Source organism: Micromonospora palythoicola, assembly GCF_036689795.1.
Taxonomy (GTDB): Bacteria; Actinomycetota; Actinomycetes; order Mycobacteriales; family Micromonosporaceae; genus Micromonospora; species Micromonospora palythoicola.
On sequence record NZ_JBAGKI010000061.1, the window covers coordinates 1 to 25,788 of the forward strand.

The 25,788-nt window shown below is 72.0% G+C and carries 28 protein-coding genes and 2 tRNA genes; 19 read left to right on the plus strand and 11 right to left on the minus strand.

All coding sequences use genetic code 11. From position 1 onward, the window contains the following. Nucleotides 1-36: 36 nt before the first annotated feature. The gene (locus tag V5O40_RS22130; RefSeq protein WP_012014940.1) at nucleotides 37-204 is read right to left on the minus strand and encodes a DUF5679 domain-containing protein; all 168 of its coding nucleotides are present in this window, start codon (nucleotides 202-204) and stop codon (nucleotides 37-39) included. Nucleotides 205-739: 535 nt separating this feature from the next. Here V5O40_RS22130 and V5O40_RS22135 point away from each other — a divergent pair. Continuing rightward, nucleotides 740-1,261 carry a M48 metallopeptidase family protein gene (locus tag V5O40_RS22135; protein ID WP_332907246.1) on the plus strand — a complete coding sequence of 174 codons (522 nt, stop codon included), beginning with the start codon at nucleotides 740-742 and terminating at the stop codon, nucleotides 1,259-1,261. A 32-nt stretch (nucleotides 1,262-1,293) separates the two neighbouring features. Then, the gene (locus tag V5O40_RS22140) at nucleotides 1,294-1,980 is read left to right on the plus strand and encodes a hypothetical protein (protein ID WP_332907247.1); all 687 of its coding nucleotides are present in this window, start codon (nucleotides 1,294-1,296) and stop codon (nucleotides 1,978-1,980) included. A 29-nt stretch (nucleotides 1,981-2,009) separates the two neighbouring features. On the opposite strand, the gene V5O40_RS22145 is transcribed toward V5O40_RS22140, so the two are convergent. Next, entirely contained in the window at nucleotides 2,010-3,308 is a 1,299-nt protein-coding gene (locus V5O40_RS22145) for a zinc-dependent metalloprotease (RefSeq protein ID WP_332907248.1), read from the minus strand. Between the two features lie 115 nt (nucleotides 3,309-3,423). On the opposite strand from V5O40_RS22145, the gene V5O40_RS22150 reads away from it, so the two are divergent. The 6 genes from V5O40_RS22150 (at nucleotide 3,424) to V5O40_RS22175 (ending at nucleotide 9,343) form a co-directional block, all read left to right on the plus strand. Beyond that, complete coding sequence (locus V5O40_RS22150; protein WP_332907249.1) at nucleotides 3,424-4,437, plus strand: YlbL family protein; 1,014 nt, start codon at nucleotides 3,424-3,426, stop codon at nucleotides 4,435-4,437. Between the two features lie 101 nt (nucleotides 4,438-4,538). Next, entirely contained in the window at nucleotides 4,539-7,550 is a 3,012-nt protein-coding gene (locus V5O40_RS22155; RefSeq protein ID WP_332907270.1) for a UPF0182 family membrane protein, read from the plus strand. Nucleotides 7,551-7,732: 182 nt separating this feature from the next. Next, nucleotides 7,733-7,806: transfer RNA gene (locus V5O40_RS22160), tRNA-Met, on the plus strand. Nucleotides 7,807-7,996: 190 nt separating this feature from the next. Next, nucleotides 7,997-8,070, plus strand: a tRNA-Met gene (locus V5O40_RS22165). A gap of 115 nt (nucleotides 8,071-8,185) precedes the next feature. Then, nucleotides 8,186-8,425 carry a hypothetical protein gene (locus V5O40_RS22170; protein WP_332907250.1) on the plus strand — a complete coding sequence of 80 codons (240 nt, stop codon included), beginning with the start codon at nucleotides 8,186-8,188 and terminating at the stop codon, nucleotides 8,423-8,425. A gap of 87 nt (nucleotides 8,426-8,512) precedes the next feature. Beyond that, complete coding sequence (locus tag V5O40_RS22175) at nucleotides 8,513-9,343, plus strand: phosphoribosylaminoimidazolesuccinocarboxamide synthase (protein WP_332907251.1); 831 nt, start codon at nucleotides 8,513-8,515, stop codon at nucleotides 9,341-9,343. A 12-nt stretch (nucleotides 9,344-9,355) separates the two neighbouring features. Here V5O40_RS22175 and V5O40_RS22180 read toward each other — a convergent pair whose 3' ends face one another. Then, nucleotides 9,356-9,829, minus strand: a complete 474-nt coding sequence (locus V5O40_RS22180; RefSeq protein ID WP_332907252.1) for an ATP-binding protein — start codon at nucleotides 9,827-9,829, stop codon at nucleotides 9,356-9,358. A 116-nt stretch (nucleotides 9,830-9,945) separates the two neighbouring features. Between V5O40_RS22180 and macS the strand changes: the two genes are divergently transcribed. Continuing rightward, nucleotides 9,946-11,064: a MacS family sensor histidine kinase gene (gene macS / locus V5O40_RS22185; RefSeq protein WP_332907253.1), complete on the plus strand. Its 1,119-nt coding sequence runs from the start codon at nucleotides 9,946-9,948 to the stop codon at nucleotides 11,062-11,064. 14 nt (nucleotides 11,065-11,078) lie between these two features. Then, complete coding sequence (locus V5O40_RS22190; RefSeq protein ID WP_332907271.1) at nucleotides 11,079-11,723, plus strand: response regulator transcription factor; 645 nt, start codon at nucleotides 11,079-11,081, stop codon at nucleotides 11,721-11,723. Between the two features lie 15 nt (nucleotides 11,724-11,738). Here the strand turns inward: V5O40_RS22190 and V5O40_RS22195 are convergent, their stop codons facing one another. Both V5O40_RS22195 and V5O40_RS22200 read right to left on the minus strand, forming a co-directional pair. Next, on the minus strand, nucleotides 11,739-12,311 hold the full coding sequence (locus tag V5O40_RS22195) for a DUF5709 domain-containing protein (RefSeq protein WP_332907254.1): 573 nt from the start codon (nucleotides 12,309-12,311) through the stop codon (nucleotides 11,739-11,741). Between the two features lie 64 nt (nucleotides 12,312-12,375). Then, nucleotides 12,376-13,368: an SDR family oxidoreductase gene (locus V5O40_RS22200; protein WP_332907255.1), complete on the minus strand. Its 993-nt coding sequence runs from the start codon at nucleotides 13,366-13,368 to the stop codon at nucleotides 12,376-12,378. 135 nt (nucleotides 13,369-13,503) lie between these two features. Between V5O40_RS22200 and V5O40_RS22205 the strand changes: the two genes are divergently transcribed. After that, complete coding sequence (locus V5O40_RS22205; RefSeq protein WP_332907256.1) at nucleotides 13,504-14,706, plus strand: glycosyltransferase; 1,203 nt, start codon at nucleotides 13,504-13,506, stop codon at nucleotides 14,704-14,706. Here V5O40_RS22205 and V5O40_RS22210 read toward each other — a convergent pair. The 4 genes from V5O40_RS22210 to aroA form a co-directional block, all read right to left on the minus strand. Then, nucleotides 14,661-15,623, minus strand: coding sequence for a hypothetical protein (locus V5O40_RS22210; RefSeq protein WP_332907272.1), 963 nt, complete (start codon nucleotides 15,621-15,623; stop codon nucleotides 14,661-14,663). The two genes, V5O40_RS22205 and V5O40_RS22210, sit on opposite strands and share 46 nt — an antisense overlap. Nucleotides 15,624-15,672: 49 nt before the next feature. Continuing rightward, nucleotides 15,673-16,485 carry a histidinol-phosphatase gene (hisN, locus tag V5O40_RS22215; RefSeq protein WP_332907257.1) on the minus strand — a complete coding sequence of 271 codons (813 nt, stop codon included), beginning with the start codon at nucleotides 16,483-16,485 and terminating at the stop codon, nucleotides 15,673-15,675. A 91-nt stretch (nucleotides 16,486-16,576) separates the two neighbouring features. Further along, nucleotides 16,577-17,533, minus strand: coding sequence for a ribosome small subunit-dependent GTPase A (gene rsgA, locus V5O40_RS22220; protein WP_332907273.1), 957 nt, complete (start codon nucleotides 17,531-17,533; stop codon nucleotides 16,577-16,579). A 135-nt stretch (nucleotides 17,534-17,668) separates the two neighbouring features. After that, nucleotides 17,669-18,973 (minus strand): 3-phosphoshikimate 1-carboxyvinyltransferase, encoded by a 1,305-nt coding sequence (aroA, locus tag V5O40_RS22225; RefSeq protein WP_332907258.1) that lies wholly within the window; start codon nucleotides 18,971-18,973, stop codon nucleotides 17,669-17,671. Nucleotides 18,974-19,074: 101 nt separating this feature from the next. Between aroA and V5O40_RS22230 the strand changes: the two genes are divergently transcribed. From V5O40_RS22230 to rsrA, 5 genes are all read left to right on the plus strand, one after another. Next, nucleotides 19,075-19,785: an SOS response-associated peptidase gene (locus tag V5O40_RS22230; RefSeq protein WP_332907259.1), complete on the plus strand. Its 711-nt coding sequence runs from the start codon at nucleotides 19,075-19,077 to the stop codon at nucleotides 19,783-19,785. Nucleotides 19,786-19,982: 197 nt separating this feature from the next. Beyond that, a complete protein-coding gene (locus V5O40_RS22235) occupies nucleotides 19,983-20,375 on the plus strand; it encodes a WhiB family transcriptional regulator (RefSeq protein ID WP_332907260.1) in 393 nt (130 codons plus the stop codon). A 41-nt stretch (nucleotides 20,376-20,416) separates the two neighbouring features. Then, complete coding sequence (locus tag V5O40_RS22240; protein ID WP_332907261.1) at nucleotides 20,417-21,028, plus strand: alpha/beta hydrolase family protein; 612 nt, start codon at nucleotides 20,417-20,419, stop codon at nucleotides 21,026-21,028. 249 nt (nucleotides 21,029-21,277) lie between these two features. Continuing rightward, on the plus strand, nucleotides 21,278-22,093 hold the full coding sequence (locus V5O40_RS22245) for a sigma-70 family RNA polymerase sigma factor (protein ID WP_332907262.1): 816 nt from the start codon (nucleotides 21,278-21,280) through the stop codon (nucleotides 22,091-22,093). 1 nt (nucleotide 22,094) lies between these two features. Next, nucleotides 22,095-22,382 carry a mycothiol system anti-sigma-R factor gene (gene rsrA, locus V5O40_RS22250; protein ID WP_269738149.1) on the plus strand — a complete coding sequence of 96 codons (288 nt, stop codon included), beginning with the start codon at nucleotides 22,095-22,097 and terminating at the stop codon, nucleotides 22,380-22,382. Between the two features lie 81 nt (nucleotides 22,383-22,463). On the opposite strand, the gene V5O40_RS27980 is transcribed toward rsrA, so the two are convergent. Beyond that, nucleotides 22,464-22,538, minus strand: coding sequence for a 50S ribosomal protein bL37 (locus V5O40_RS27980; protein ID WP_370461611.1), 75 nt, complete (start codon nucleotides 22,536-22,538; stop codon nucleotides 22,464-22,466). Between the two features lie 200 nt (nucleotides 22,539-22,738). Between V5O40_RS27980 and V5O40_RS22255 the strand changes: the two genes are divergently transcribed. After that, entirely contained in the window at nucleotides 22,739-22,954 is a 216-nt protein-coding gene (locus V5O40_RS22255) for a biotin/lipoyl-binding carrier protein (protein WP_093405215.1), read from the plus strand. After that, nucleotides 22,951-23,454 carry a GNAT family N-acetyltransferase gene (locus tag V5O40_RS22260; protein ID WP_332907263.1) on the plus strand — a complete coding sequence of 168 codons (504 nt, stop codon included), beginning with the start codon at nucleotides 22,951-22,953 and terminating at the stop codon, nucleotides 23,452-23,454. The genes V5O40_RS22255 and V5O40_RS22260 overlap by 4 nt, the downstream gene beginning before the upstream one ends. Nucleotides 23,455-23,467: 13 nt before the next feature. Here V5O40_RS22260 and V5O40_RS22265 read toward each other — a convergent pair whose 3' ends face one another. Next, nucleotides 23,468-24,046, minus strand: coding sequence for a TetR/AcrR family transcriptional regulator (locus V5O40_RS22265; RefSeq protein WP_332907264.1), 579 nt, complete (start codon nucleotides 24,044-24,046; stop codon nucleotides 23,468-23,470). Between the two features lie 114 nt (nucleotides 24,047-24,160). Here V5O40_RS22265 and V5O40_RS22270 point away from each other — a divergent pair, with 114 nt between their 5' ends. Continuing rightward, nucleotides 24,161-25,747 carry an MDR family MFS transporter gene (locus tag V5O40_RS22270; RefSeq protein ID WP_332907265.1) on the plus strand — a complete coding sequence of 529 codons (1,587 nt, stop codon included), beginning with the start codon at nucleotides 24,161-24,163 and terminating at the stop codon, nucleotides 25,745-25,747. Nucleotides 25,748-25,788 lie beyond the last annotated feature (41 nt).

The window sequence follows — 25,788 nt, forward strand, 5'->3', positions numbered from 1 at the left end:
GCCCCCCCCCCCACCCCCCGTCCCGGGACGTGTTCGTCAGACCTTCGCCTTGCCCAGGATGCGGTTCACTGTTGTGCCACATACCGGACACTTGCCCTTGGCCATGTTCATGCCGGTCTTCGAGACCTCGACACGGCCCTCGAAGTCCCGCTTCTCCTTGCACTTGACGCAGTAACCGTTGTAGGTCTGGGCCTGGTCGGCCACGGTGTGCCCTCCTCGTGTCGTCCACCGGTCGATAACGACCCGGTGGGTCTCCGGTGGCGGTCGCTCAGGGCGCCCGGCGCCGGTCCTGTCCGGCGGCCACCTACGTGACCGCTGGTTGGCGGACCCTACCCAGGTGTGGGCGGTTCCATGTCAGCTGCGCATTGCCACTGTGAGCAAGGCGACGTCGAGAGTGTGCACGTCGAATTGGGTTAGATCGGTCAGTTTGCCGGGGACACGCCGACCGGTACCCCGCAATTGCGCTGGTGGTGCCGCCAAAGGCGGGGTGCGGGGCCCGGATTTGAGCTTGCCGACGATGATCACTTACCGTGTTGGTCGGTCCGGGTGTGACACCTCCCCGGCCACCACGAAGGGTGACCGTGACGGCCACCCCGGGTTTGGCAAGAAATTTTTCTGGACTCCTGGCGACCAATCCCCATTTTCCGGACGCGTGTCGGGGGGTTGACTCTTGCGGACCCCTGGTCACAACGCATTAGCTTGCCAACGTGACAGCAAACCGAGGCTGCGCGGTCCACTGATGGCTGGGCCGCGGAAGCCGGTCGTCGAGGTACGGCGCAGCCAGCGCCGGCGACGCACGGTGTCCGCCTACCGCGACGGGGAGCGGGTCGTGGTCCTCATTCCCGATCAGTTCTCCCGGGCAGAGGAAAGCGAATGGGTCGACCGGATGCTCGCCCGGCTGGCCGCCCGCGAGGGGCGCCTGGTCCGCTCCGACGCGGAACTGCTGGCCCGTGCCGGCCGGTTGATCAAGCTCTATCTCACCGAGTACGGCGACCGGGCGCTGCCGGCCAGCGTCCGGTGGGTGAGCAACCAGAACGGGCGGTGGGGCTCCTGCACCCCGGCGGACCGTTCGATCCGGTTGTCCCACCGCCTCCAGGAGATGCCGGACTGGGTGATCGATTACGTGCTGCTGCACGAGTTGGTGCACCTCATCGTGTCCAGTCACAACGCACAGTTCTGGGCGCTGGTCGGCAGGTACCCGAAGACCGAACGGGCGCGCGGCTACCTGGAGGGCGTGGCGGCCGTCGGCGGCACCCCCTGAGTACCGAGTCGCCGCGACGGTAGGGTCGGTGAATGGCCCGACGTGTGGTGGTGGCGCTGCTCGCGCCGATCGCCTGGGCACCACCCGGTGTCGATCCGGTGCGGTGGCGCAGCGCGCTCGCAGAGGACGTGGTGGATCTGCTCGCCACGCTCAACGAGGTGGACACCGCGGTGGCGGTCACGCCAGCCGACCGCTGGCTGGCCGACGCGGTGATCTGGCCCGGCACGAGGGTGTACGAGGTGCCCGAGCCGAGCCCGAACGCGGTGTTCGCCGCCCTGACCGGCGCCCACGGCCCAGACGGCACGGACCCGTCGCCCAGCGCCGGGCCGGCGGGCGAGCCTGCCCCGGCGACGGACGACGGCTACGAGCAGGTGGCGGTCGTCGTCGGGGACGCACCCGACCTGCCCGGACTCACCGTCGGCAAGCTGCTTCGACCGCTGACCAGCCGGCCGGTCGCCCTCGCCCCGGCCGAAGGGGGTCTGCCCGGCTTGCTCGGGGTGGCGGCCCGGCTACCGGTGCCGTCCTGGTTGCCGCCGCTGGACCTGGACGCCACGGTGCCGGCGACCGTGCGGGCGGCGGCACCCCGCCCGGGTGACCTCGCGGTGACCCCTTCCTGGCACCGGCTGCGCGGCCCGGCGGACCTGGCCCGGCTCGATCCGGCACTGAGCGGCTGGGAGAACACCCGGTCGCTGCTGTCCGGTGCCGGCCACAGCGGCTGACACCGGCACACCGTTTCCGCGACCGGCGATCAGCTGCGGCCCTCGCCGCCCTCGGCGTCGTCGGGGCGCTCCGTCTCGCCCGGGGCCTTCTCCTCCGGGCCACCCGGCGCGGAGAAGTCGAAGTTGTCCAACTCGGTCATCAGATCGGTGTCGGCCATGGCGAACGCCACCGGGTCGGCGAAGTCGTCGTCGGAGGGAAGCAGGTCGGGGTGCCCCCACAGCGCGTCCCGGCCGGCGATTCCCCGGTGCTCGGTGAGCGCCGCCCAGAGCGCCGCGGCCTCGCGCAGCCGACGGGGCCGCAGCTCCAAGCCGACCAGGGCCGCGAAGGTCTGCTCGGCCGGCCCGCCGGCCGCCCGGCGGCGGCGGAACGCCTCGCCCAGCGCCACGACGTTCGGCAGCCGCCCGGCGGCCGCCCCGTCGACCACATGACAGACCCAGCCCTCCACCAGGGCGAGGGCCGTCTCCAGCCGGGCCAGCGACGCCTTCTGGGTCGGGCTGTCCTCCGGGGTGAAGATTCCCTCCAGGGCGATCGCCTGCATCGACTCCGGGTCGGTCGGGTCGACCCGCCCCATCGCCTCCTCGATCGCCTCCCGATTCACCCGGATGCCGGCGGCGTACGTCTCGACGGCGTTGAGGACGTGCCCCCGCAGCCACGGGACGTGCTCGAAGAGCCGCTGGTGCGCCGCCTCCCGCAGGGCCACGTAGAGGCGGACCTCGTCCTCGGGCAGCTCCAGACCCGCGCCGTACGCCTTGATGTTGGCGGGGATGAGCGCGGCCGTGCCGGCCGGACCGAGCGGCAGACCGATGTCGCCGGCGGAGAGCACCTCCGCGGCGAGCGACCCGAGGGCCTGACCGAGCTGACCGCCGAAGAGCGCGCCGCCGAGGGTGGCGACCATCGACTGCATCGGGCCGAGCTGGGCCCGGGCCTCCGGCGGAACCAGGTCACCCATCGCGCCGACCATCCGGCTCGCCACCGGGTCGCACAGCTTGCGCCAGACGTCGAGCGTTCTGAAGATCCACTCGTTGCGGTTCCAGGACACCGTGTTGCGGATGCCCGAGGGCAGCGCGGAGGCCGGCTCCAGCCAGAGGTCGGCGATGCGCAGCGCCTCCTCCACCGCGTGGCGCTCGTAGGGGGAGACCGCCGGGTCGCCCGCCGCGGCGAGCTGACTGGCCGCCACCTGACGGGCCAGGTCCCAGTTGACCGGCCCGCTGCCCGACGCGGAGAGCAGGTGCTGCAACTGCGACATGAACTGCTGCATCTGCGCAGGGTCGTTGGGGTCGGGCGGCTGCCCACCCGGTAGCGCGAAACCGAACGGAATATCAGGCACGACGTCTACGGTACGCGCGCCCGGCCCCGGGCCGCCGCCACCGCGGTTGCGCTGAGGGCGAAGTCGTGCCTCGTGCCGGCCGGACGCGGCGACCGGGATCGGTACGCTCTGCCGCATGAGACGTCGCGGCCTGACCGTCCTGCTCGGTGCCCTGCTCACCGCACTGCTCAGCATCGGGGTGCTCGGCGCGCCCGTGCCGTACGTGGTGCTCGGTCCCGGCCCGACCGTCGACACGCTGGGCCAGGCGGACGGCAAGGAGGTCATCCAGGTCACCGGACGGGAGACCTCGACCTCCGCCGGCCAGCTGCGGCTGACGACGGTGGGCGTGCAGCCCGGCGTCAAGCTCCGCTCGGCCATCCAGGGCTGGCTCTCCGACGAACAGGCCGTGGTGCCGCGGGAACTGGTCTACCCGCCGGGGGAGACCCAGGAAGAGGTGGAACAGCGCAACGCCGAGGACTTCCAGGTCTCGCAGACCAGCGCGGAGACCGCCGCGCTGCGGGAACTCGGGTACGAGGTGCAGGTCGTGGTCAAGACGGTCGCCGCCGACGGACCGTCGGCCGGGGTGCTGCGCCCCGGTGACGTGGTCACTTCGGTCGACGGTGAACCGGTGCCGTTCGCCTCCCGGCTGACCGACCTGATCCGGGCCAAGCCGGCGGGTACCGCGCTGCGGATCGGGTACACCCGGGACGGCGCCGCGCGGACCGACACCATCACCAGTCAGGAGCAGGACGGTCGGCCCCGGATCGGCATCGAGATCGAGCAGCAGCAGCCGCACCCGTTCACCCTCTCCTTCGACCTGAAGGACATCGGTGGCCCGAGCGCGGGGCTGATGTTCGCCCTGGGCATCATCGACAAGCTGACCCCGGACGACCTGACCGGCGGTCGGATCATCGCCGGCACCGGCACCATCGACGACGCCGGGCAGGTCGGCCCGATCGGCGGGATCCCGCAGAAACTGGTCGGTGCGAAGCAGGCCGGCGCGACCACGTTCCTGGTACCGGCGGCCAACTGCGCCGAGGCGGTGCGTAACCGGCAGCCGGACCTGCCGTTGGTCAAGGTGGGCTCGCTCGACGAGGCGTTGGACGCGCTGGAGACGCTGCGTTCCGGGGGCGAGCCGACGTACTGCTGATCCGCGCGGCATGACCTTGCGCTCACGCTTTCAGGAACACCCCGTACTCTGGGTGCCTGGTCGGAGCCGATCATAACGAGCGTGCGGAGCCAACAGTGGTCATGCGTAGCAGCAGCCCCCTGCCGAGGATGAGCCGACGCGGACGCGTCACGATCGGGGTCCTGATCGGGGTGTTCGTGCTGTTCACCCTGCTCGGCTGGGGTGTGCAGGCCTGGACGGACTGGCTCTGGTTCTCCGAGGTCGACTACACCGAGGTCTTCCGGGGCGTGCTGGTCACCCGGCTGCTGCTCTTCCTGGGCGCGGGTCTGGCGATGGCGGCGATCGTCGGCGGCAACCTCTGGCTCGCGCAACGGTTGCGCCCACGGATGCGGCCCCACTCGCCGGAGCAGGCCACCCTGGAGCGGTACCGGATGCTGCTCGGTCCCCGTCTGGGCCTGTGGATCACGGCGGTCGCCGCCGTCGTCGGCCTCTTCGCCGGCCTGTCGGCGCAGAGCCGCTGGAACCAGTGGCTGCTCTTCCTGCACGGCGGTGACTTCGGTGTGGACGATCCGGAGTTCGGCGTCGACGTCGGTTTCTACGTCTTCCAGTTGCCGTTCTGGCGGTTCCTGCTGGGGCTCGGCTTCACCGCGGTGGTCCTGGCGCTGCTCGGCGCGCTGGCCGTGCACTACCTGTTCGGCGGGGTACGCCTGCAGGGCGTCGGCGACCGGATGAGCAACGCCGCCCGGGCTCACCTGAGCACGCTGGTCGCGGTCTTCGTCCTGCTCAAGGCCGTCGCGTACGTGCTGGACCGGCGGGCGATGCTGTTGGAGTACAACGACGGCGTGAACGTCTACGGCGCCGGCTACGCCGACATCAACGCGCTGCTGCCGGCCAAGGAGATCCTCGCCTACATCTCCGTGGTGGTGGCGATCGCGATCATCATCTTCTCCAACGCCTGGATGCGGAACCTGGTCTGGCCGGGCATCTCGTTGGCCCTGCTCGGCGTCTCCGCGGTGGCGATCGGCGGCATCTACCCGTGGGCGGTGCAGACCTTCGAGGTCAAGCCCAGCGCCCGGGACAAGGAGGCGCCGTACATCCAGCGCAGCATCGACGCCACCCGCGCGTCGTTCGGGCTGGACATCACGCAGAGTTCGGCGTACTCGGCGAGCAACCTGAACCCACCGGAGAGCCTGGCCACCGACACGTCGGTGGTGCCGAACGTCCGGCTGCTGGATCCGCAGCTGGTGAGCGAGACCTACACCCAGCTCCAGCAGGTCCGTGGCTTCTACGACTTCGGCCCCAAGCTCGACATCGACAGGTACACGCTCAACGGCGCGACCCAGGACTACGTGGTCGGCGTACGTGAGATCAACTACGGCGAGCTGACCGATCAGCAGAGCAACTGGATCAACCGGCACACCGTCTACACCCACGGCTACGGGGTGGTGGCCGCACCCGCGAACCGGGTGGTCTGTGGTGGGCAGCCGTTCTTCGTCTCCGGATCGCTCGGCGAGCGGTCGCAGGAGTCCTGTGCGGCGCCGACCGACCTGATCCCGGCGAGTCAGCCCCGGATCTACTACGGCGAGCGGATGGCGGCCGGTGACTACGCCATCGTCGGCAAGCCGAGCGAGGACGCCAACCCGGCCGAGTTCGACCGCCCGGCCGGCGAGAGCGGCGACGACGGTGAGGGGCCCGAGTCGTACTACACCTACACCGGCTCCGGCGGCGTCGAGATCGGCTCGTTCACCCGTCGCCTGCTCTACTCGATCAAGGAGCAGGAGGCGAACTTCCTGCTCTCCGAGGCGGTCAACGACAACTCCAAGCTGCTCTACGTGCGTAACCCCCGGGACCGGGTGGAGAAGGTCGCGCCGTTCCTCACCCTGGACGGTGACCCGTACCCCGCCCTGGTCGACGGCCGGGTGCAGTGGATCGTCGACGGTTACACCACCGCCGCGACCTACCCGTACGCGGAGCGGGTCAACCTCCAGCAGGAGACCACCGACGAGCTGACCGGGCGGGGCACCATCCAGCTGGCCCGGGAGAACGTCAACTACATCCGCAACTCGGTCAAGGCGACCGTCGACGCGTACGACGGCACCGTCGTGCTCTACGAGTTCGACGAGAACGACCCGGTGCTCAAGGCGTGGAACAAGGCGTTCGGCGGGGATCTCATCACACCCCGCGCCGAGATCCCACCGACGCTGGCCGCCCACTTCCGGTACCCGGCCGACCTGTTCAAGGTGCAGCGGAACCTGCTCACCCGGTTCCACGTCACCAACCCCGGCGACTTCTACTCCGGCCAGGACTTCTGGCAGGTGCCGAACGTGCCGGACGCGCCGGACAGCGGGCAGAAGCAGCCGCCGTACTACCTCTACACGCAGTTCCCCGGCCAGGATGCGCCGCGGTTCCAGCTGACCAGCGCGGTCACCCCCAACGGCCGGCAGAACCTGGCCGCGCTGATCTCCGGGTCGTACCAGGACGGCAGGCCCACGTTGCAGGTGCTGGAGCTGCCGGACCAGACGGCGATCTCCGGACCGGTGCAGGTGCACCAGCGGATGACCAACACCAACGCCACCATCCGGCAGCAACTGAACCTGCTCTCCTCCAACCAGGCCCAGGTGCAGTACGGCAACCTGCTGTCGCTGCCCTTCGGCAACGGGATGCTCTACGTCGAGCCGGTCTACGTCAAGAGCAACCAGCAGGACGCGTATCCGCTGCTGCAGAAGGTGCTGATGTCGTACGGCGACGGTGGTTCCTACGTCGTGCTGGCCGACAACGTCGCCGACGGCATCAAGCAACTCGTCGAGCAGGGCAAGCAGGCCGCGGCCGGTAACCCGCCGCCGGCCGGAGGTGAGGAACCACCGCCCGAGGGTGAGGAGCCGCCGCCGTCGCCGTCGGCCACCCCGTCGCCGGGCGACGCTCCGCCGCCCACCGGCGATCTCGGTGCGGCTGCCGAGCGGGTACGGGCCGCGATCACCGAGGTGCGGGCCGCGCAGGCGTCCGGCGACTTCGAGCGGTACGGCCGTGCGCTGGCGGCGCTTGACGAGGCGCTCACCGCGTTCCAGCAGGCACAGCAGGCGTCAGGGGGCAACGGCACGCCGACCCCGTCCGCCAGTCCCTCACCCACCGGCTGACCGACAGACACGATGCGGCCCGCGACCCTGGCGTTCCCAGCCCGGGGCGCGGGCCGCATCGTGTCCGCGGGGCGAACCGCCCGAACGCCGACCGGAGATCGGCGCGGCGGTGTGGTGGCACGAGGTGTTCCGTGGGTCGTTTTGCGGGCGAGGCGGGTGGTGCGCTACGGTGGATCTACCGACGCGGGGTGGAGCAGCTCGGTAGCTCGCTGGGCTCATAACCCAGAGGTCGCAGGTTCAAATCCTGTCCCCGCTACTGCGCGAAAAGGCCCCGGAGTGTTCTCCGGGGCCTTTTCGTTGTTCGTCGGTCCTCGGCCCGCTGGGCGGTGGCCCGGGCCGCCCGCGCGTTCTACCGGGCCGTCCGCTCGGTACCGGCAACCGGCCGGGCGGTACGGGTGGGGCTGCCGATGAGGGCGATCACCGATGGGGTAGGCTGGTCCTACCGACGCGGGGTGGAGCAGCTCGGTAGCTCGCTGGGCTCATAACCCAGAGGTCGCAGGTTCAAATCCTGTCCCCGCTACTGCTACGACAGCGGCCCCGGATCCGTCCGGGGCCGCTGTCGTCGTCCGGCGCCGTTCCCGACACGCACGGTCGTTCGGGCGGCCGGGGTTGCGCCTCTCGGCAAGGATGAGCGCATGTCTTCCTTTGGTAGGTGGTGGGGGCGGCTCGGCACGCTCCTGGGCACGGTCGTGCTGACGGTCTTCGTTCCGGTCGCGGCGTGGGCGTCGTCCGGCACCGGCGAACTGGTGGTGGAGGCGGCTCGACGGCGCGGGCGCGGCTTCGGCGTCTTCGGCTTCCTGAGCCTGCTCTGCTGTCTGGCGGTGGTGGCCGTGATCGTCCTACTGGTGATCCGGATGACCCGCCGCCGGCGCTGACCGGACGTACCGAGGCGGTTCGCGCCCTGGCGGTCCCGCCGTGGACCGCCAGCGGCGGTACGCCCCGCGCGTGGTCTACTTGTCCGCGTGGAACTTCTGCACTCGGGCAAGGTGAGGGACGTCTACGCCGAGGGCGATGACCTGATCCTGGTCGCCTCCGACCGCATCTCCGTCTACGACGTGGTCCTGCCGACCCCGATTCCGGACAAGGGCAAGCTGCTCACCGCGCTGTCGCTGTGGTGGTTCGAGCAGTTGGCCGACCTGGTGCCCAACCACGTGATCTCGGCCACCGACGTGCCGCCGGAGTTCGCCGGCCGGGCGATCAGGTGCCGCCGGCTGGAGATGGTCCCGGTCGAGTGCGTCGCCCGCGGCTTTCTCACCGGCGGCGGCCTGAAGGAGTACGAGAGCACCGGGAAGGTCTCCGGTGTCGAGCTGCCGCGCGGGCTGGTGGAGGCGTCCATCCTGCCCGAGCCGATCTTCACGCCGTCCACCAAGGCGCCGGTGGGTGAGCACGACGAGCCGATGACCTTCGCCGAGGTGGCCGACAAGGTCGGCGCCCAGACCGCCGACCGGTTGCGGCAGGTGACCATCGACGTGTACTGCCGAGGCGCCGAGCTGGCCGCCGACCGGGGCATCCTGGTCGCCGACACCAAGATCGAGCTTGGCTGGGCGCCGGACGGCACCCTGGTCCTCGGCGACGAGCTGCTCACCCCGGACTCATCCCGGTTCTGGCCGGCCGAGTCGTACCAGCCCGGACGTGCCCAGTTCGCCTACGACAAGCAGTACGTGCGGGACTGGGCGGCGCGCAGCGGGTGGGACAAGCGGCATCCGGCACCGGAGGTGCCCGCCGACGTGGTCGACGCCACCCGGGCCCGTTACGTGGACGTCTACGAGAAGCTGACCGGCAACCGCTGGTAGGTTCCGCCGCTGCTACTCGCCGCTGCGGTGGCGGCCGACGTGCTGCTCGGCGGGGACGGTCGCGCTGGTGATGCGTACCGTGGTGCCGGCCGATCCGGTCTCCACGTCCATCGCGTCGGTCAGCTCGCGAGCCAGCCAGAGACCCCAGCCGCCGGCCGTGTCGGGCGCGGGTCGGCTGCGGTTGCCGAGCTCCTGCGTGCTGATGCCGGGACCGTGATCGGCGACCTCGCACAACACCAGGCCGGGTTCTTGCCACAAGCGCAGCCAGCCCCGACCGCCGCCGTGCCGGACCGCGTTGGTGATCAGCTCGTTCACGGCGAGCACGAAGTCGTCCAGTCGCTCGTCGCGCAGCCCGGCGGCGCCCGCGCAGGCGGCGACCGAGTGTCGGAGCTCGGTCACCTGGGCCTGGTCGAAGGCGTCGGCGATCAGAAGGGCGTGTTCGATGGGCACCACCGTACGCGGTGGGAAAGATCCTGCGTTCGTCATGGCCCCGTCCCGACAGAGATCGCAGAGTTTTACGCGGCTTTTACCACCGTACGTCAGGGTTGTTCGAGGTGCATCGGCCGCCGGGGGGCGCGGCGGCCTGTGGCATCGTGGCGCACGTGCCTGCTGCCGGTGGTTTCGCGGTGCCGCTCTGGCGGGCCGTCGCGGTCTTCCGGGTGGCGTCCCTGGCGTACGTCTGCGTGGTGTTGATCCGCGACGGGGACCGTTACGCCCATCCCCTCGCCGCCGGAGCGTTGGTGCTGGTCATGGCGGTCTGGACCGGCGTCACCGCCATCGGGTACGCGGTCCCGGCCCGGCGCGGCTGGCCACTGCTCCTGACCGATCTGGGCGTGGTGGTGGCGATCCTGCTGGCCACCCCGTGGGTGATGGGCCGACCGGCGCTCGACGCCGGACTGCCGACCCTTCCGGTGGCCTGGCTGAGCGGGCCGGTGCTGGCCTGGGCGGTCGCCGGTGGGCGGCGACGCGGGACGGTCGCGGCACTGGTGCTCGGCGCGACCGACCTGAGCACCCGGGGCGTGGTCACCCCGAGCGCGTTCAACGGCGCGATCCTGATGCTGCTGGCCGGCGTGGTGGTCGGGCACGTCGCCCGGCTCACGGTGACCGCCGGGGAACGGCTGCACCGGGCGGTCGAGCTGGAGGCCGCCACCCGGGAGCGGGAACGTTTGGCCCGGGACATCCACGACTCGGTGCTCCAGGTGCTCGCCCTGGTCCAGCGGCGTGGTGCCCACCTTGACGGGGAGGCGGGCGAACTGGCCCGGCTGGCCGGCGAACAGGAGGTGGCGCTGCGGTCGCTGATCTCCGGTGCGGCAGCGGCCCCGGTCGGTGACGCGCCGGTGGATCTGCGCACCCTGCTCGGCCGGCTCGCCTCGGCCACCGTCTCGCTGTCCGCACCGGCGGGCCCGGTGCCGCTGCCTGCGGCGGTGGCCCGCGAGTTGGCGGCGGCCGTCGCCGCGGCGCTGGACAACGTGGCCCGGCACGGCGGCGGTCGAGCCTGGATGCTGGTCGAGGACGAGGGGTCGGGGGTCACGGTGTCGATCCGGGACGAGGGGCCGGGTTTCCCGCCCGAACGCCTGGCCGAGGCGGCGGCTCAGGGGCGGCTGGGCGTCGCCCAGGCCATCCGGGGTCGGCTGACCGACCTGGGGGGTACCGCCCGGATCAGCTCGACGCCGGGCACCGGCACCGAGGTGGAACTCACCGTGCCGAGGAGGCAGCCGTGAACGGCGTACGCGTGATGGTCGTGGACGATCACCCGATGTGGCGGGAAGGGGTGGCCCGCGACCTGACCGAGGCCGGTCACGAGGTGGTGGCCAGTTGTGGCGAGGGCCGCCAGGCGATCCGGGTGGCCGCCGCGGCCCGTCCCGACGTGGTGGTGCTCGACCTGCAACTGCCGGACATCTCCGGCGTCGAGGTGATCCACGGACTGCGAGCGGCGCACCCCGGAGTGCGGGTGCTCATGCTCTCGGCCAGCGGTGAGCAGCAGGGCGTGCTCGACGCGGTGACGGCCGGTGCCACCGGCTACCTGCTGAAATCCGCCGGGCTGGCGGAGTTTCTGGCGGCGGTGCGGCGCACCGCGGCGGGCGAGCCCGTCTTCACGCCCGGCCTGGCCGGGCTGGTCCTCGGCGAGTACCGCCGACTGGCCGCCGGCGGCGACCAGGCGGCGGCCGGGGCCCGGGAGGCGGCACCCCGGCTCACCGACCGGGAGACCGAGGTGCTGCGCCTGGTGGCCAAGGGGATGTCGTACCGGCAGATCGCCGAGCGCCTCGGGCTGTCGCACCGTACGGTGCAGAACCACGTGCAGAACACGCTCGGCAAGCTTCAGCTGCACAACCGGGTCGAGCTGACCCGGTACGCGATCGAACGCGGCCTGGACGACTGAGCCGGCGCCGGCTGGTCAGACCGAGTGCGGCGGCCGGGTCTCGTGCACGGCCAGTTCCTCCGCGCTGGCTCCGCCACCGGCGGCCCCCGCGTCGTACGCGATCGAATCGGTCTCCTGATCGGTGTGCGCCCCCTCGTCCGGTTCGACCAGCCGGCCCACGGTGGCGTCCGCACCGGTGCCCAGCCGGTCGTGGTCGTAGAGGGAGACCGGGGAGTTCGGGTCGGAGGTGGGGCCCGGATCGATCACGTCGGCGTCGAGCTGCGCCTGCGCCGCCTGCTCCCGGCTGTCCGCCTCGGCCGCGATGTCCGGATCGACCGGACCGGCCAGCGGGTCGTCGACCGGCAGCTCGAACCGTTCCCGGCTCAGCTTGTAGTCCAGCGACTCGCCGTCGAGCTGCTCCTCGGCGGTGGTGCCGAACTCGTCGACCGCCACCGGCGTCCGGTCACCGGGCAGCTGAGCCGGTGCCGGGCCGTCCGCCTCCCGGCCGGTCAGCACGTCGTCCCCGGCCGTCGAGTCGTCGTCGGCGGTGTCGGGTAGGCCGTCGGCCTCGGGATCGGACACGGGGGTCGGGTACTCGTCGTCGCGCATGACTGACCACTACCCGCTGCCCTCCCGCCGTAACCGGCCCGGCCGGGGCGAGGTCGCCCCGTCCTCAGCGGGCCAGCCGCCGGGCCAGCGCGGCGGCCGTGCCGACGGCGGTACCGGCGGCGGCCAGCCCGAACGCGGTGGAGATCCGGACCAGCTGACGCCGCCGGCCGTGCCAGCCGCCGTCGGTGCTCGCCGCTGCGTCGGCACGGAAGACGTTGCCGGTGGTGTCGGCCGTCGGTGACGGCCCGAACTGGGTGTACCGGCCGTACCAGCCCAGGACCCGTTCGGCCAGTGCCGGCGCCAGCCGCCACTGGATGCCGATCAGGCGGGCGGCACCGCCGGCGTACGCCTCCCGGCGGGGTCGCCTGAGCAACCGCACGATCGTCTCCGCGACCACCTCCGGCGGATAGACCGGTGGTGGCGGCAGCACCTGCCGGCCGCTGTGGTTGGCGGCGTGCCGGAAGAACGGGGTGTCGATGGTGGCCGGCAGCACGGTGCAGATCGAGACCGATCCCCGGCCGGTGGCCCGTAGTTCCTGGCGAACCGTGTCGGACAGTCCCCGTACGGCGTGTTTGGCGGCGTTGTACGGGGACTGGTACGGCATCGCCACCTCGGCCAGCACCGAGGCGTTGTTGACCACGACGCCGCCACCGGCCGCGCTGAGGTGCGGCAGCGCCGCCCGGATGCCGTTCGCCGTACCGAGCAGGTTGACCTCCAGTACCCGGCGGAACTCCGCCACCGGGATCTCGTCGAACAATCCGATGGTGCCGACGGCGGCGTTGTTGATCCAGGCGTCGAGCCGGCCGAACTCCGCCACCGCGCTCGCGGCGAGCCGGCGCATCGCGTCCGCGTCCGTCACGTCGGTGGGCACCACCAGGGTGCGACCGCCCAGCTCACGACAGTGCCGGGCCACCTCGCGCAGAGCCGGCTCGGAGCGCGCGGCCAGCACCACGGTGCTGCCGTGACGCGCCAGGGCGTACGCGGTCGCGGTGCCGATGCCGCTGGACGCGCCGGTGATGACGATGGTGGCGTCGGCGAGGTTTCGGGCGAGGGGCATTCCTCATCGGTACCCCGTCGGGTCCGGGTCATGCCGCCGGGTGTGTTCCCGATCTGCGAGGTTTCGGCTCTTCGGAGGCCGGTTAATGGGACGCTCTGACCGGAGAGCACCGCCCCATCCGCATGGAGGTGACCCATGCGCGTCGGCCTTGTCTGTGCCCACGCCGCTGCGCCGCCGTTCGGCGACGGAACCGTCGTCGGCACCTACCAGCACATCGCAAGGGTCGCGGCCGAACTGGCCGGGCGAGGTCACGACGTGCGGGTTTACATCCGCCGGGACGACCCCGAGGCCGCCGAGACCGACATCCTGGACGGGTACCGGGTGGAGCGCGCACCGGTGGGCCCGGTCGCGCCGATTGCCACGGCCGAACTGGTGCCCTACGTGTCCGCGTACGGCGAGTGGCTGGCCGACCGGTGGTCCGGCGACTGGACGCCCGAGGTGGTGCACGGTCACTACTGGATCGGGGGCCTGGCCGCCGCGCACGCCGTGCGGGAGACCGACATCCCGATGGTGCAGACGTTCCACTCGATCGGGATGGAACAGCTGCGCCACCTCGGTGCCCAGTACGACGGGCCGGGCACCCGTATCCCGCTGGAGCGGGCACTGACCCGGGCGGTGGACATCGCGGTCGCCCAGTGCAACGACGAGGTCGACGAGTTGACCCGGATGGGCCTGCAACGTGCCTCGGTCGCGATGGTCCCGACCGGGGTGGACACGGAGCGCTTCCATCCCGACGGTGAGGCCGCCCCGCGTGAGCAGCGCCCCCGGATCCTCTCGGTGGGCGGGCTCGGGCGAGGCCACGGCCAGGAGGACCTGATCCGGGCGATGCGCCTGGTGGGCGACGCGGAGTTGGTCATCGCCGGCGGGCCGCCGACGGACCGACTGGCCAACCACGCCGAGGCCCGCCGGCTGCGGGAGCTGGCCGACCGGGCCGGGGTCGGCGAGCAGGTGCACCTGGTGGGCGCGGTGCCGCACGAGCAGATGGCCACCTGGTACCGCTCGGCCGACGTGGTGGCCTGCACCCCGCACTACTCGTCGGCGGGGCGGGTGTCGCTGGAGGCGATGGCCTGCGGCGTCCCGGTGGTGGGCTACGCCATGGGTGGCATCGCCGACGCCGTGGTCGACGAGGTGACCGGCAAGCTGGTGCCACCGGGCGACGTACGCACCCTCGGGATGACGCTGCGTCGGCTGCTCGCCGACAACGCCAGCCGCTTCGCGTACGGGCACGCCGCGGTCGACCGGGTGCGGTGCAGCTACACCTGGGAACGCACGGCCAGTGCCCTGGAGCGCCTCTACGAACGGGTGGTGGGCCGGCGCAAGCCGGTCGAGGCGGCCTGAGTCAGCGGATCACCCGCGCCACCGGCAGCGGCGACCTCGCAGCCCGCCGCGGCGGGCTGCGGCACGAGCGGCGGCCGGGGGCCCACCACCGCCCGGGTGGTCTCCCGGGCCACGGCGTGGTGGTGCTGCGGCTCCGCGTACCGGGTGAGCCCGACGACAGCGGCGAGGGTGACCAGGAAACCGATCCCGGCCAGCCACTCCCGGCCCGGCCAGATCTTGTCGTTGAGCAGCAGCAGTCCGACGATCGCGGCGGGTACCGCGCCGGCCGCGTCCATGGCCGCCACCGCCGCCGTGGTGGAGCCGCGCTGCATCGCCAGCCCGAGCAGCAACTGGCCGACCACCGAGTGGCCGACGAGCAGGTAGAGCAGCGGGTCGCTGAGAAAGGCGTCCCAGCCCGGCGCGGAGGCCAGTGGGCGGGCCGCCACCGCGGCGGCGGAGAAGGCCAGCCCGGCCAGCGACCCGAGCGCCACCGACCCCGGCGCGCCGTGCAACCGGACCGCGAAGAACCCCAGCACCGCGATCACCGCCAGGGCCAGCAGCAGGGCGACGATGCCCCCGGTGCCCAGCCCCTTCGACGGTGCCGGGCGGGCGGCGAGCACCAGCGCGGTGATGCCGGCGAAGAGCAGCACCAGCAGCGCGACCTCGGCCACCGGCAGCCGCCACTTCAGCAGGACCACGCCGAGCAGGGCGGTGACGCCGAGCCCGGCGGCCACGCTCGCCTGCACCAGGAACAGCGGCAGGTCCCGCCGGGACAGGAAGGCCAGGACGAAACCGGCCACCTGACAGGCCAGCCCGACCAAGTAGGTGCGGTGCCCGGCCAGGCGCAGCAGCAGCCCGGGATCGAAGGTGTGGTGCACCGTGGTGCGGGCGGCGGCGACCGACTGCAACAGGTTGGCGACGCCGTACGCGACGATCATCGCCGCCAGGAAACACCAACCGGAGGTAGCCACCTGGCGAGGATAGAGGTTACCGGGCGTCAATGCGCGGCGGGCTGCCGAGGCGCTGGAGGATGCCCGGATGCAGTGCCCCGTTGCTGGCCAGGGTGCTGTTGTCGCCCCCGGCCGGGGCGGGCTGGCCGGTCAGGTCGGTGATCGTGCCGCCCGCCTCGGTCACGATGGGTACCAGTGCCGCCACGTCCCAGAGCGACAGTTCGGGCTCGATCATCACGTCCAGCGCGCCCTCGGCCAACAGCATGTAGCCGTAGAAGTCGCCGTAGGCCCGGCTGCGCCAGGTGTCCCGCATCAGCTGGAGCACCGCGTCGAGCCGGCCGGCCTTCTCCCAGCCGTCCAGCGACGAGTAGCAGAGGCTGGCGTCGGCCAGCCGGGTCACCCCGGAAACCCGGATCGGTACGCCGTGGGACGCGTCCGGTCCCGCGTACGCCCCGGTGCCCCGTGCTGCCCACCAGCGGCGCCCCAGGGCCGGCGCGGAGACCAGCCCGGCGACCGGGCGGCCGTCCTCCAGCAGGGCGATGAGTGTGGCCCAGATCGGCACGCCCCGGACGAAGTTCTTGGTGCCGTCGATGGGGTCGACCACCCACTGGCGTGCTCCGGCGGTCGGCGTCGCGCCGTACTCCTCGCCGAGCAGCCCGTCGTCGGGCCGGTGCTCGGCGAGCAGTGCGCGGATCTCGCGCTCCACGGCGGTGTCCGCGTCGGAGACCGGAGTCAGGTCGGGCTTCGACTCGACCCGCAGGTCCAGGGCCCGGAACCGGGCCGTCGACAGGGCGTCGGCGGCGTCGGCGAGCCGGTGGGCGAGGGTCAGGTCAGCGGCGTACCCGGTCATGCCGGACACGGTAGCGACGCCGGTGCCGGGACGACGCCGGGGGCCGGCGGTGCCGCGATCCGGTCGGTCACTCGGTGGTGGGCCCGCCCGGTCACTCCGGGTGCCCGCGTGGGTCGGGCTCGGTCCGTGGATCGGTCTCCCCGGCGCGGGAGGCCAGCAACCGGCGGTACGAGGCCAGCCGGCGTGGGTCGGCCCGCCCGGTCGCCACCCAGGCGTCGAGTGCGCAGTCGGCCTCGTCGGCGGTGTGCGGGCAGTTCGCCGGGCAGTCGGCGGTGGCCTCGACCAGGTCCGGGAAGCCGTGCAGCAGACTCTCCGCCGAGACGTGGGCCAGCCCGAAACTGCGTACCCCCGGAGTGTCCACGATCCAACCCGGATCCTGGTCCGCGTCGGGTGGCGCGGGCAGCCGCAACGCCACCGCGCTCGTCGACGTGTGCCGCCCCCGACCGATCGCGCTCACCGTGCCGACCGCCCGTTCGGCCTCCGGCACCAGGCGGTTGACGAGCGTCGACTTGCCCACCCCGGAGTGACCGACGAGCACCGAGATCCGGCCGGTGAGCAGGCTGCGCAGCGCGTCCAACGGGGAGTCCGGGCGGATGAGCAGATACGGCAGTTCCAGCTCGGTGTAGTAGTCGAGCACCGTCTCCGGCCCGGCCAGATCGGCCTTGGTCAGGCAGAGCAGCGGTTCGATGTCCGCGTCGTACGCGGCGACCAGGCAGCGGTCGATGAACCCGGTGCGCGGCGGCGGATCGGCGAGCGCACTGACGATCACGAGCTGGTCGGCGTTGGCGACCACCACCCGTTCCAGCCGGCCCTCGGCGGTGCTGGCGTCGTCCTCGGCGGTGCGCCGCAGCACGGACCGGCGTGGTTCGATCCGGACGATACGGGCCAGCGCGCCGGACGAACCGGAGGTGTCGCCGACCAACCCGACCCGGTCACCGACCACCACCGACTTGCGGCCCAGTTCGCGGGCGCGCATCGCGGTGACGGTGGGGTCGTCCGGCCCGGCGCCGGGCAGTACGCAGGTGTAGCGCCCACGGTCCACCGCGATGACGAAACCGTCCTTGGCGTCGGCGTGCCGGGGTCGGGTCCGGGTACGCGGGCGGGAGGACCTGCCGGGCCGGACCCGGACGTCGTCCTCGTCGTACTCGCGCCGCCTGGTCGCCAGGGCCGACCCTTCTTCCGCTCAGCTCTTACCGGTCACCAGTGCCGACCATAGTGCCGGGAACTCGGGCATGGTCTTGGAGGTGCACGACACGTCGTCCAACTCGACGCCCGGCACGACCAGCCCGGTCACCGCCGCCGCGTGCGCCATCCGGTGATCATGGTAGGTGCGGAACACGCCGCCGTGCAGCGGCCGGGGTCGGATCTCCAGCCCGTCCGCCGACTCGGTGATGTCCGCGCCGAGCCCGGTGAACTCCCGCGCCAGGGCGGCCAGCCGGTCCGTCTCGTGGCCACGGATGTGGCTGACGCCGGTGAGGACCGACGGCGAGTCGGCGAGCATGGCCAGCGCGGTGAGCGCCGGGGTCAGCTCGCTGACGTCGGACAGGTTGGCGCGCAACCCCTTCACCAGGCCGGTGCCGCGTACCGCGAGCCCCTCGGTGGTCAGGGTGACCGTCGCCCCCATCTGCTGCAACAGCGAGCGCAGCCGCTCGACCGGCTGGGCGCTGCCCCGCGCCGGCCAGCCGCGCAGGGTCACCTCGCCGCCGGTGATCATGGCGGCGGCGAAGAACGGCACCGCACCGGAGAGGTCCGGCTCGATCTCCCAGCTACGCCCGGTCAACGGCCCGGGCTCGACCGTCCAGACGTCGGGGGTGCTGTCGTCGACCGCGGCGCCGGCGGCGCGCAGCATCTGCACGGTCATCCGCAGGTGCGGTGCGGAGGGCACCGGCGGGCCGACGTGCCGGACCACCAGCCCACGGTCGAAGCGGGGAGCGGCGAGCAGCAGCCCGGAGACCAGTTGGCTGGACGCGGAGGCGTCGATCACGACCTCGCCGCCGGTCACCCGGCCGGCGCCCAGCACCACCAGCGGCAGGCTGCCCGAGGGCGGAGCGTCGACGCGTACGCCGAGCGAGCGCAGCGCCTCGATCAGCGGACCGAGCGGGCGGGTCCGGGCTTGCGGGTCACCGTCGAGGGTGACCTGCCCGTCGGCCAGCCCCGCCACCGGTGGCACGAAGCGCATGATCGTGCCGGCCAGCCCCACGTCGACGTGGGCCGGGCCGAACAGCCGGTGCGGCCGGACCAGCCAGCGCTCGTCGTCGGCGATCGAGACGTGGGCTCCCATCGCCCGCAGCGCGGCGGCCATCAGTTCGGTGTCCCGGGCCCGCAGCGGCCGGGACAGGGTCGAGGGCCCGGCGGCCAGCGCGCTGAGCACCAGGGCGCGGTTGGTCATCGACTTGGAGCCGGGCAGGCGCAGCGACGCCGACACCGGGTCACTGGCCGTCGGTGCGGTCCACGGCTGTAGCGGCCGGGTCGCGGTCACATTCCCCACGGTTACATTCTGCCGTGCCGGGGTCCCGGTGGCGCTAGGGTCACCGCCGCTCCCGGTGAGCGGGACAGCCGCCCGGCGGACCGCGCGCTAGCGTGAGCGGCATGTGCGGTAGGTACGCCACGACCCGCGGCGCCGGTGACCTGAGCGGCCTGTTCGAGGCGGTCGACGAGACCGTGGGCGGGCTGGTCGCCGATCACAACGTCGCGCCGACCGATCCGGTGCCGCTGGTCCGCATCGGCGCCGCGGGGCACCGGGCGCTCTCGCGGGGCCGCTGGGGTCTGGTGCCACCGTGGTCCCGGTCGCCCGCCGGCGCGGCCCGCATGATCAACGCGCGGGCCGAGACCGTCGCCACCAGCCGGGCGTACGCGCCGTCCTTCGCCCGCCGCCGGTGTCTCGTGCCCGCCGACGGCTGGTACGAGTGGGTGCGGCTGGCCGACGGTGCGAAGCAGCCGTACTACATGACCCCACGCGACGGCTCGGTGCTCGCCTTCGCCGGCATCTGGTCGGTCTGGGACGGCCCGGACGCGACGCTGCTGACCTTCAGCGTGCTGACCACCGCGGCCGTCGGCGAACTGGCCGAGGTGCACGACCGGATGCCGTTGCTGCTGCCGCCCGAGCGCTGGGCGACCTGGCTGGACGACGGCGCGGACCGGGCCGAGCTGCTCGCCCCGCCGCCGCCGGACTGGCTGGCCGGCTTGGAGGTGCGGCCGGTGGGGCGGGCCGTGGGTGATGTACGCAACGACGGTCCCGGGCTGACCGCCCGGGTGCCGCTGCCCCGTCCGGGCGAGCCGGCGGAGCCGACGCTCTTCTGATCGCGCCCCGGCACATTGTCGCGAGTGATTTGCTGCGATTGCGGGTGAAAGGTGACTCGGACGTTCTGCCAACTTCCCGGCGAAGTCTTGTCCCCGCGTGCGCAAATGCGATAGAACACAGCGCCGGTGATGGGTGTCGTTCGCGTCGGGTGAACGATCTCCATCGATGTTGCTGGTCCCACGGGGGAGGTGGGTGGATGACACGGGCGCGTATGCCCCGTCCGCACGAGGTGGCCGCCGCGCGACGTGATCCGCGACTGTTGCGGGCGTTGAGTGAGCGGCGACAGGACGAAGCCTGGCGTACCAGGGGCACCTGTCAGAGTGTCGACCCGGAGACGTTCTTTCCGGCGCCGAACGAGCCGGCCGACGCGGCGGTGGCCCTGTGCCGCAGCTGTGACGTGCAGGGCTCCTGTCTGGCGTGGGCGCTCGAGGTCGGCGACTGTCACGGCGTCTGGGGTGGCACCACCCCACGGGAGCGGCGGGCGATGCTCGTCGCCTGGCGCAGCGAGGTGCAACCCGATCCCGACGCCGCCGGTGAGCCCGGGCCGCCGGTGCGCGACCGGCTGCTCACCCTGGTGCCGTTGAGCTGACCGACGGGCGTGGTCCCGGTCGAGACGGGTTCAATGGGGCGGTGCCGCATGACGTCCTCGACACTCCGCGCGGACCCGCTCGGGTCGACACCGATGAACCGTCCGGCCGACCCCGCGCTCTGCTGGTGCTGGGGCACGGGGCCGGCGGCGGCGTCGACGCCCCGGATCTGATCGCCCTGCGCGACGCGGCGGTGACCGCCGGGCTGGTGGTGGCGCGGGTGACCCAGCCGTACCGGGTCGCGGGCCGGCGTGCACCGGCACCGGCCGGGCACCTCGACGAGGCGTGGTCCGTCGTGCTGACGGCGCTGCGGCAGCGGCAGCCGGGCGTAGCGCTGGTGGTGGGTGGCCGCTCCAGCGGTGCCCGGGTGGCCTGTCGGACGGCGCGCGCGGTGGGCGCCGCCGGGGTGGTGGCACTCGCCTTTCCGTTGCACCCGCCCGGTCGACCGGAACGGAGCCGGGCCGGTGAGCTGGTGACCGGTGTGCCGACCCTGGTGGTTAACGGGGACCGGGATCCGTTCGGTGTGCCGGAACCGGGCCCGGAGGTGCGGGTGGTGGTCCGGTCGGGAGAGCGGCACGACCTGCGGGGCGACCCCGTCGGTACGGCCGCTCTGACCGTGGACTGGCTGCGTGAGCACGGTTGGGCCGATGCCTGACGCCACCCGGGCCGCCACCGGGCCACCACGTCACCGGTGCCGTGTCCGCCGGCCGCGCCGCTTCGTTGCACCCGATGGTGTCCCAGTGCCCGGTCCGGGCGGCGACACCGGGCTCCCAGGCCCTTCCTGGTCCCAGCTTCGGTCGCACCGCCGGGGCGGGGACCAGGAACGCCCGGGCCCGAGCCGGAATGTGTCGGCCCGCGGCGCGCGTTGAACACCTCGGACAACCACTGTGCGAGGGGGTGACCGGTGCCGACCGAGATCCGGAACCGGGGACAGGACGAGCGGGAGGCACGGCAGCTCAGGCAGCTGCTTGCCGGCCCGAACTGGCCGGCGGCGGTACCACCGGTCGAGGTGGCGACGGGCACACCCGTCGGAACCGAATCTGCCGGAAGGCCGGTGCGCGTATCCTCGGCGGGGAAGCATCCAACCCGAGGGGATGTGCGGTTGACCACGGAGAAGACGGACGAGCGCAGGGCCCGGTTCGAACGGGACGCGATGCCATTCGTCGATCAGTTGTACGCGGCCGGCCTGCGGATGACGCGTAACCCGGCGGATGCCGAGGACCTGGTCCAGGAGACCTACCTGAAGGCGTACGCCGCCTTCCACCAGTTCGAGCAGGGCACGAACCTGAAGGCCTGGCTGTACCGGATCCTGACCAACACCTACATCAACTCGTACCGCAAGCGGCAGCGCCAGCCGGTGCAGGCGCCCACTGACGAGATCACCGACTGGCAGTTGGCCGAGGCGGAGTCGCACACCTCCAGCGGGCTGCGGTCCGCCGAGACCGAGGCGCTCGACCGGCTGCCGGACAGCGACGTCAAGGAGGCCCTCCAGCAGTTGCCGGAGGAGTTCCGGCTGGCGGTCTACCTGACCGATGTCGAGGGGTTCTCCTACAAGGAGGTCGCCGACATCATGGGCACGCCGATCGGCACGGTGATGTCGCGGTTGCACCGTGGACGTCGTAATCTGCGCAAGCTGCTTGAGGGGTACGCCGCGGAGCGGGGTTTCTCCGCGGCCCAACCGGCCCGGAGCTCGACCGCCGCCACCGGCCGGGAGGTGTGACGTGAGCTGTGGAGATCCGCACGAGACGGACTGTCGTGAGGTGCTCGCCGAGGTCTACCTCTACCTCGACCTGGAATGCGCGCAGGAGCGGCGGACGTTGATCCGGCACCATCTCGACGAGTGCGGCCACTGCCTGCGCGAGTACGGCATCGAGCAGGAGGTCAAGGCGCTGGTGGCCCGCTGCTGCGGCAACGAGTCCGCGCCGGACGAGCTGCGTGAACGGCTGCGGGTACGGATCAGCGAACTCGTCGTCTTCGAGACCACCGAGTCGCGCGAACTGGCCGACTGACACACGCCGGTGCCCGGGTCGATTCCGACCCGGGCACCGTTGCGTCCGTCGTCCGATCGCGGCGGGCAGCCGCCCGCCGGCTCAGGAGTTGGGGCGCTTGCCGTGGTTCGCGGCGCTCTTCTTGCGGGCCTTCTTCTTGCGGGCCTTCTTCGCCATGGTGACCTCCTCGTGATGGCCGGATCGGGCTGCGGACGACCCCCGTCACCGGAGCCGGTCGCCCTCGCCGACGTCGGGTCTGACCCGTTGATGCTAGTGCCGACGGTACGGGCGGACCGCTGCCGGGGCCGCTCCGCGCCCACCGGCCGTCCGCTCATGATTGGATACGTCGCAGGAGCCGCGAGGAAGGGGCCGCAGAGATGGCCGAGGAGATCCGCGCCGAGATGGTGGCGAACGTCTGGAAGGTCGTCGCGTCGGCCGGGGACACCGTGTCCGAGGGGGACACCCTGGTGATCCTGGAGTCGATGAAGATGGAGATCCCCGTGATCGCCGAGTCCGACGGCGTGGTGCAGCAGCTCGCGGTCAACGAGGGCGACGTGGTGCAGGACGGTGACCTGATCGCGGTGATCGGTTGAGTGGCCTGCTGATCCGTCCGGCCGAGCCGGCCGACCACGCCGGGGTCGCCCGGCTCACCGTCGCGGCCTACGAGGCCGACGGCCAGCTCAAGGGCGAGACCGGTTACGCCGACGTGCTGGCCGACGTCTCCGCCCGGGCGGAGCACGGTGACGTGCTGGTGGCCGTCGACCCGGCGAACGGTGACCTGCTCGGCTCGGTCACCTTCGTGCTGCCCGGCACCCGGTACGCCGAGATGTGCGCACCGGGGGAGGCGGAGTTCCGGATGCTGGCGGTGGACCCGACCGCGCAGGGTCGGGGAGCCGGCGCGGCGCTCGTCGAGGCGTGCGTCGTGCGCGCGATCGAGCTGGGCTGCACCGCGGTGACCATCTGCGTACGCGACGGCCACGCCGAGCCGGCCCACCGGCTCTACCGCAGACGTGGTTTCGTCCGCGAGCCCGAGCGGGACTGGAGTCCGTTCCCCGGGGTGGACCTGCTCGCGCTGCGGCTGCCCCTCGGCTAGCCGACGTCGTGGCTCACGGCCGGGCGGGCGGCGCGGCGATCGCGGCGAGCAGCTCGTCGGCGACCTCCAGGGCCACCCGCTTGCGCTCCGCGTCGGTGATCTCCGGTGTGCGTACCGCGAACCAGCTGCTGTGCACGGCGAACAGGGCCAGCACGGCACGGAGCTGGGCGCCGGGGGAGTCGTCGCCCTGGCAGACGGCGGCGGCCAACCGGAACATCCGTCCGCGCAGTTCCCGGCCGGCGGACAGGCTCTTCAGCGCCGTCTGGTTCTGCTCGAAGAACCGCATCACCGAGGGCTGTTCGCCGCTGAACATGGCGTCGGCGTACCGCTCGATGACGGCTCTGCGGGTGGCCAGCGTGGCCGGCTGGCTCTCGGCCCAGGCGATCAGCGCGTCCATCCGCTCCAGCCGGTCCTCGACCACGCTGGAGACGATCTCGTCCTTGCTCTTGAAGTGGTAGTAGAGCGCGGCCTTGGTCACCCCGAGTCGCTCGGCCACCTCGCGCAGGGACGTCGCCTCGTAGCCCTGCTCGGTGAAGAGCTCCAGCGCCACGGCCTTGATCCGCTCGCGGGTGCCGCCTGTGCTCTGACTCACCCCTACCTGCCAATCCGCTTGACCGTCGTTACCTGTCCAACTTACCGTCCGGCTAGTAAGGTAACTAGCCGGGCGGCAAGTAAGTGCGCCGCATCTCGGGGGGAGAGCTTACCGATGGCCCAGCAGAACCAGACCGCCGTGCGACCCAATGTCCGGGTCGTGCTTTTCGGTCTGATGATCGCCATGATGCTGGCGATGCTCGACAACATGATCGTCAGCACCGCGTTGCCGCGCATCGTGGGCGAGTTCGGCGGGCTCAACCACTTCACCTGGGTGGTGACCGCGTACGTGCTGGGCACCACCGTCTCCACTCCGATCTGGGGCAAGCTCGGCGACCTCTACGGCCGTAAGGCGGTCTTCCTCACCGCCGTGGTGATCTTCCTGGTCGGTTCCGCGCTGTGCGGCATGGCCGGATCGAGCTTCCTCGGCGGCGCCGACGACGGCATGGTCCAGCTGATCGCCTTCCGGGCCGTCCAGGGTCTGGGCGCCGGTGGCCTGATGGTCGGCGTGATGGCGATCATCGGCGACCTGGTGCCACCCCGCGAGCGCGGCCGCTACCAGGGCATGATCGCCGGGATCATGGCGATCGCGATGGTCGCCGGCCCGCTGGTCGGCGGCTTCATCACCGATCACCTCTCCTGGCGCTGGGCCTTCTACGTCAACCTGCCCCTCGGCGGTGTGGCGCTGGTGCTGCTGATCGCCACCATGCACCTGCCCAAGTACCGCACCGAGCACCGCATCGACTGGGTCGGTGCCGCCCTGCTGTCGATCGGCATCACCGGGATCGTGCTGATCACCACCTGGGGCGGCAACGAGTACGCCTGGGCCAGCCCGCAGATCCTCGGCCTCGCCGTACTGGCCGTCGCGGCGCTCGTGGTGTTCGGGTTCGTCGAGCGGCGGGTTCCCGAGCCGATCCTGCCGCTGCGGCTTTTCGCCAACCGGAACTTCGCCCTCATCTCGGTGATCGGCTTCCTGCTCGGCTTCGCGATGTTCGGCGCGATGAACTTCCTGCCCCTGTACCAGCAGACCGTGCAGGGCGCCTCGGCCACCAACTCCGGCCTGCTGCTGCTGCCGCTGATGTTCGGCATGCTGGTGGTCTCGCTGGTCGTCGGCCGGGCGATCACCCGGACCGGGCGGTACCGGGTCTTCCCGATCGTCGGCGGCGTGGTGATGACCGCCGGGCTCGCCCTGCTGAGCCTGCTGGAGGTGGACACCAGCAAGGTCCAGTCGTCGCTCTACATGCTCGTGCTCGGTGCCGGCATGGGTTTCCTCATGCAGACCTCCATGCTGATCGCGCAGAACAGCGTCGCCCAGAAGGACCTGGGGGCGGCCAGTGGCGCGGCCACCTTCTTCCGGTCCATCGGCGGGTCGTTCGGCATCTCCCTGTTCGGCGCCATCTTCGCCAACCGGCTGGCCGGCTCGGCCGCCGGTGGCGCGTTCAGCGGTGGCGGCGAGGCCGGCGCGGCGATGAACATCGAGCAGTTGCGGGAACTGCCGGCGCAGGCCCGTGAGGTGGTGCTCGGCGGTCTCGCCGACGCGATCTCGCACGTGTTCCTCTGGGCGGTGCTCTTCGCCGCGGTGGTTCCGGTGCTGGCCTGGTTCATCCGGGAGATTCCGCTGCGCACCAGCAACGAGCCGGAGCCGGACGCGAGTCGGCAGGAGCAGGCCGAGAGCGAGTTGGCCCGGGCGCCGGCGGTCTGACGGCGACCAGGGACCGTCTGGGCGGGTCCGGAGGGCGCGTG

Bases quoted from the DNA above. Each gene is read 5' to 3' on its own strand.
- V5O40_RS22135 (WP_332907246.1), top strand. From the start codon at position 740: ATGGCTGGGCCGCGGAAGCCGGTCGTCGAGGTACGGCGCAGCCAGCGC.
- V5O40_RS22140 (WP_332907247.1), top strand. From the start codon at position 1,294: ATGGCCCGACGTGTGGTGGTGGCGCTGCTCGCGCCGATCGCCTGGGCA.
- V5O40_RS22150 (WP_332907249.1), top strand. From the start codon at position 3,424: ATGAGACGTCGCGGCCTGACCGTCCTGCTCGGTGCCCTGCTCACCGCA.
- V5O40_RS22155 (WP_332907270.1), top strand. From the start codon at position 4,539: ATGCGTAGCAGCAGCCCCCTGCCGAGGATGAGCCGACGCGGACGCGTC.
- V5O40_RS22170 (WP_332907250.1), top strand. From the start codon at position 8,186: ATGTCTTCCTTTGGTAGGTGGTGGGGGCGGCTCGGCACGCTCCTGGGC.
- V5O40_RS22180 (WP_332907252.1), bottom strand. From the start codon at position 9,829: ATGACGAACGCAGGATCTTTCCCACCGCGTACGGTGGTGCCCATCGAA.
- V5O40_RS22190 (WP_332907271.1), top strand. From the start codon at position 11,079: ATGGTCGTGGACGATCACCCGATGTGGCGGGAAGGGGTGGCCCGCGAC.
- V5O40_RS22195 (WP_332907254.1), bottom strand. From the start codon at position 12,311: ATGCGCGACGACGAGTACCCGACCCCCGTGTCCGATCCCGAGGCCGAC.
- V5O40_RS22200 (WP_332907255.1), bottom strand. From the start codon at position 13,368: ATGCCCCTCGCCCGAAACCTCGCCGACGCCACCATCGTCATCACCGGC.
- V5O40_RS22205 (WP_332907256.1), top strand. From the start codon at position 13,504: ATGCGCGTCGGCCTTGTCTGTGCCCACGCCGCTGCGCCGCCGTTCGGC.
- V5O40_RS22210 (WP_332907272.1), bottom strand. From the start codon at position 15,623: ATGATCGTCGCGTACGGCGTCGCCAACCTGTTGCAGTCGGTCGCCGCC.
- hisN (WP_332907257.1), bottom strand. From the start codon at position 16,485: ATGACCGGGTACGCCGCTGACCTGACCCTCGCCCACCGGCTCGCCGAC.
- V5O40_RS22230 (WP_332907259.1), top strand. From the start codon at position 19,075: ATGTGCGGTAGGTACGCCACGACCCGCGGCGCCGGTGACCTGAGCGGC.
- V5O40_RS22235 (WP_332907260.1), top strand. From the start codon at position 19,983: ATGACACGGGCGCGTATGCCCCGTCCGCACGAGGTGGCCGCCGCGCGA.
- V5O40_RS22255 (WP_093405215.1), top strand. From the start codon at position 22,739: ATGGCCGAGGAGATCCGCGCCGAGATGGTGGCGAACGTCTGGAAGGTC.
- V5O40_RS22270 (WP_332907265.1), top strand. From the start codon at position 24,161: ATGGCCCAGCAGAACCAGACCGCCGTGCGACCCAATGTCCGGGTCGTG.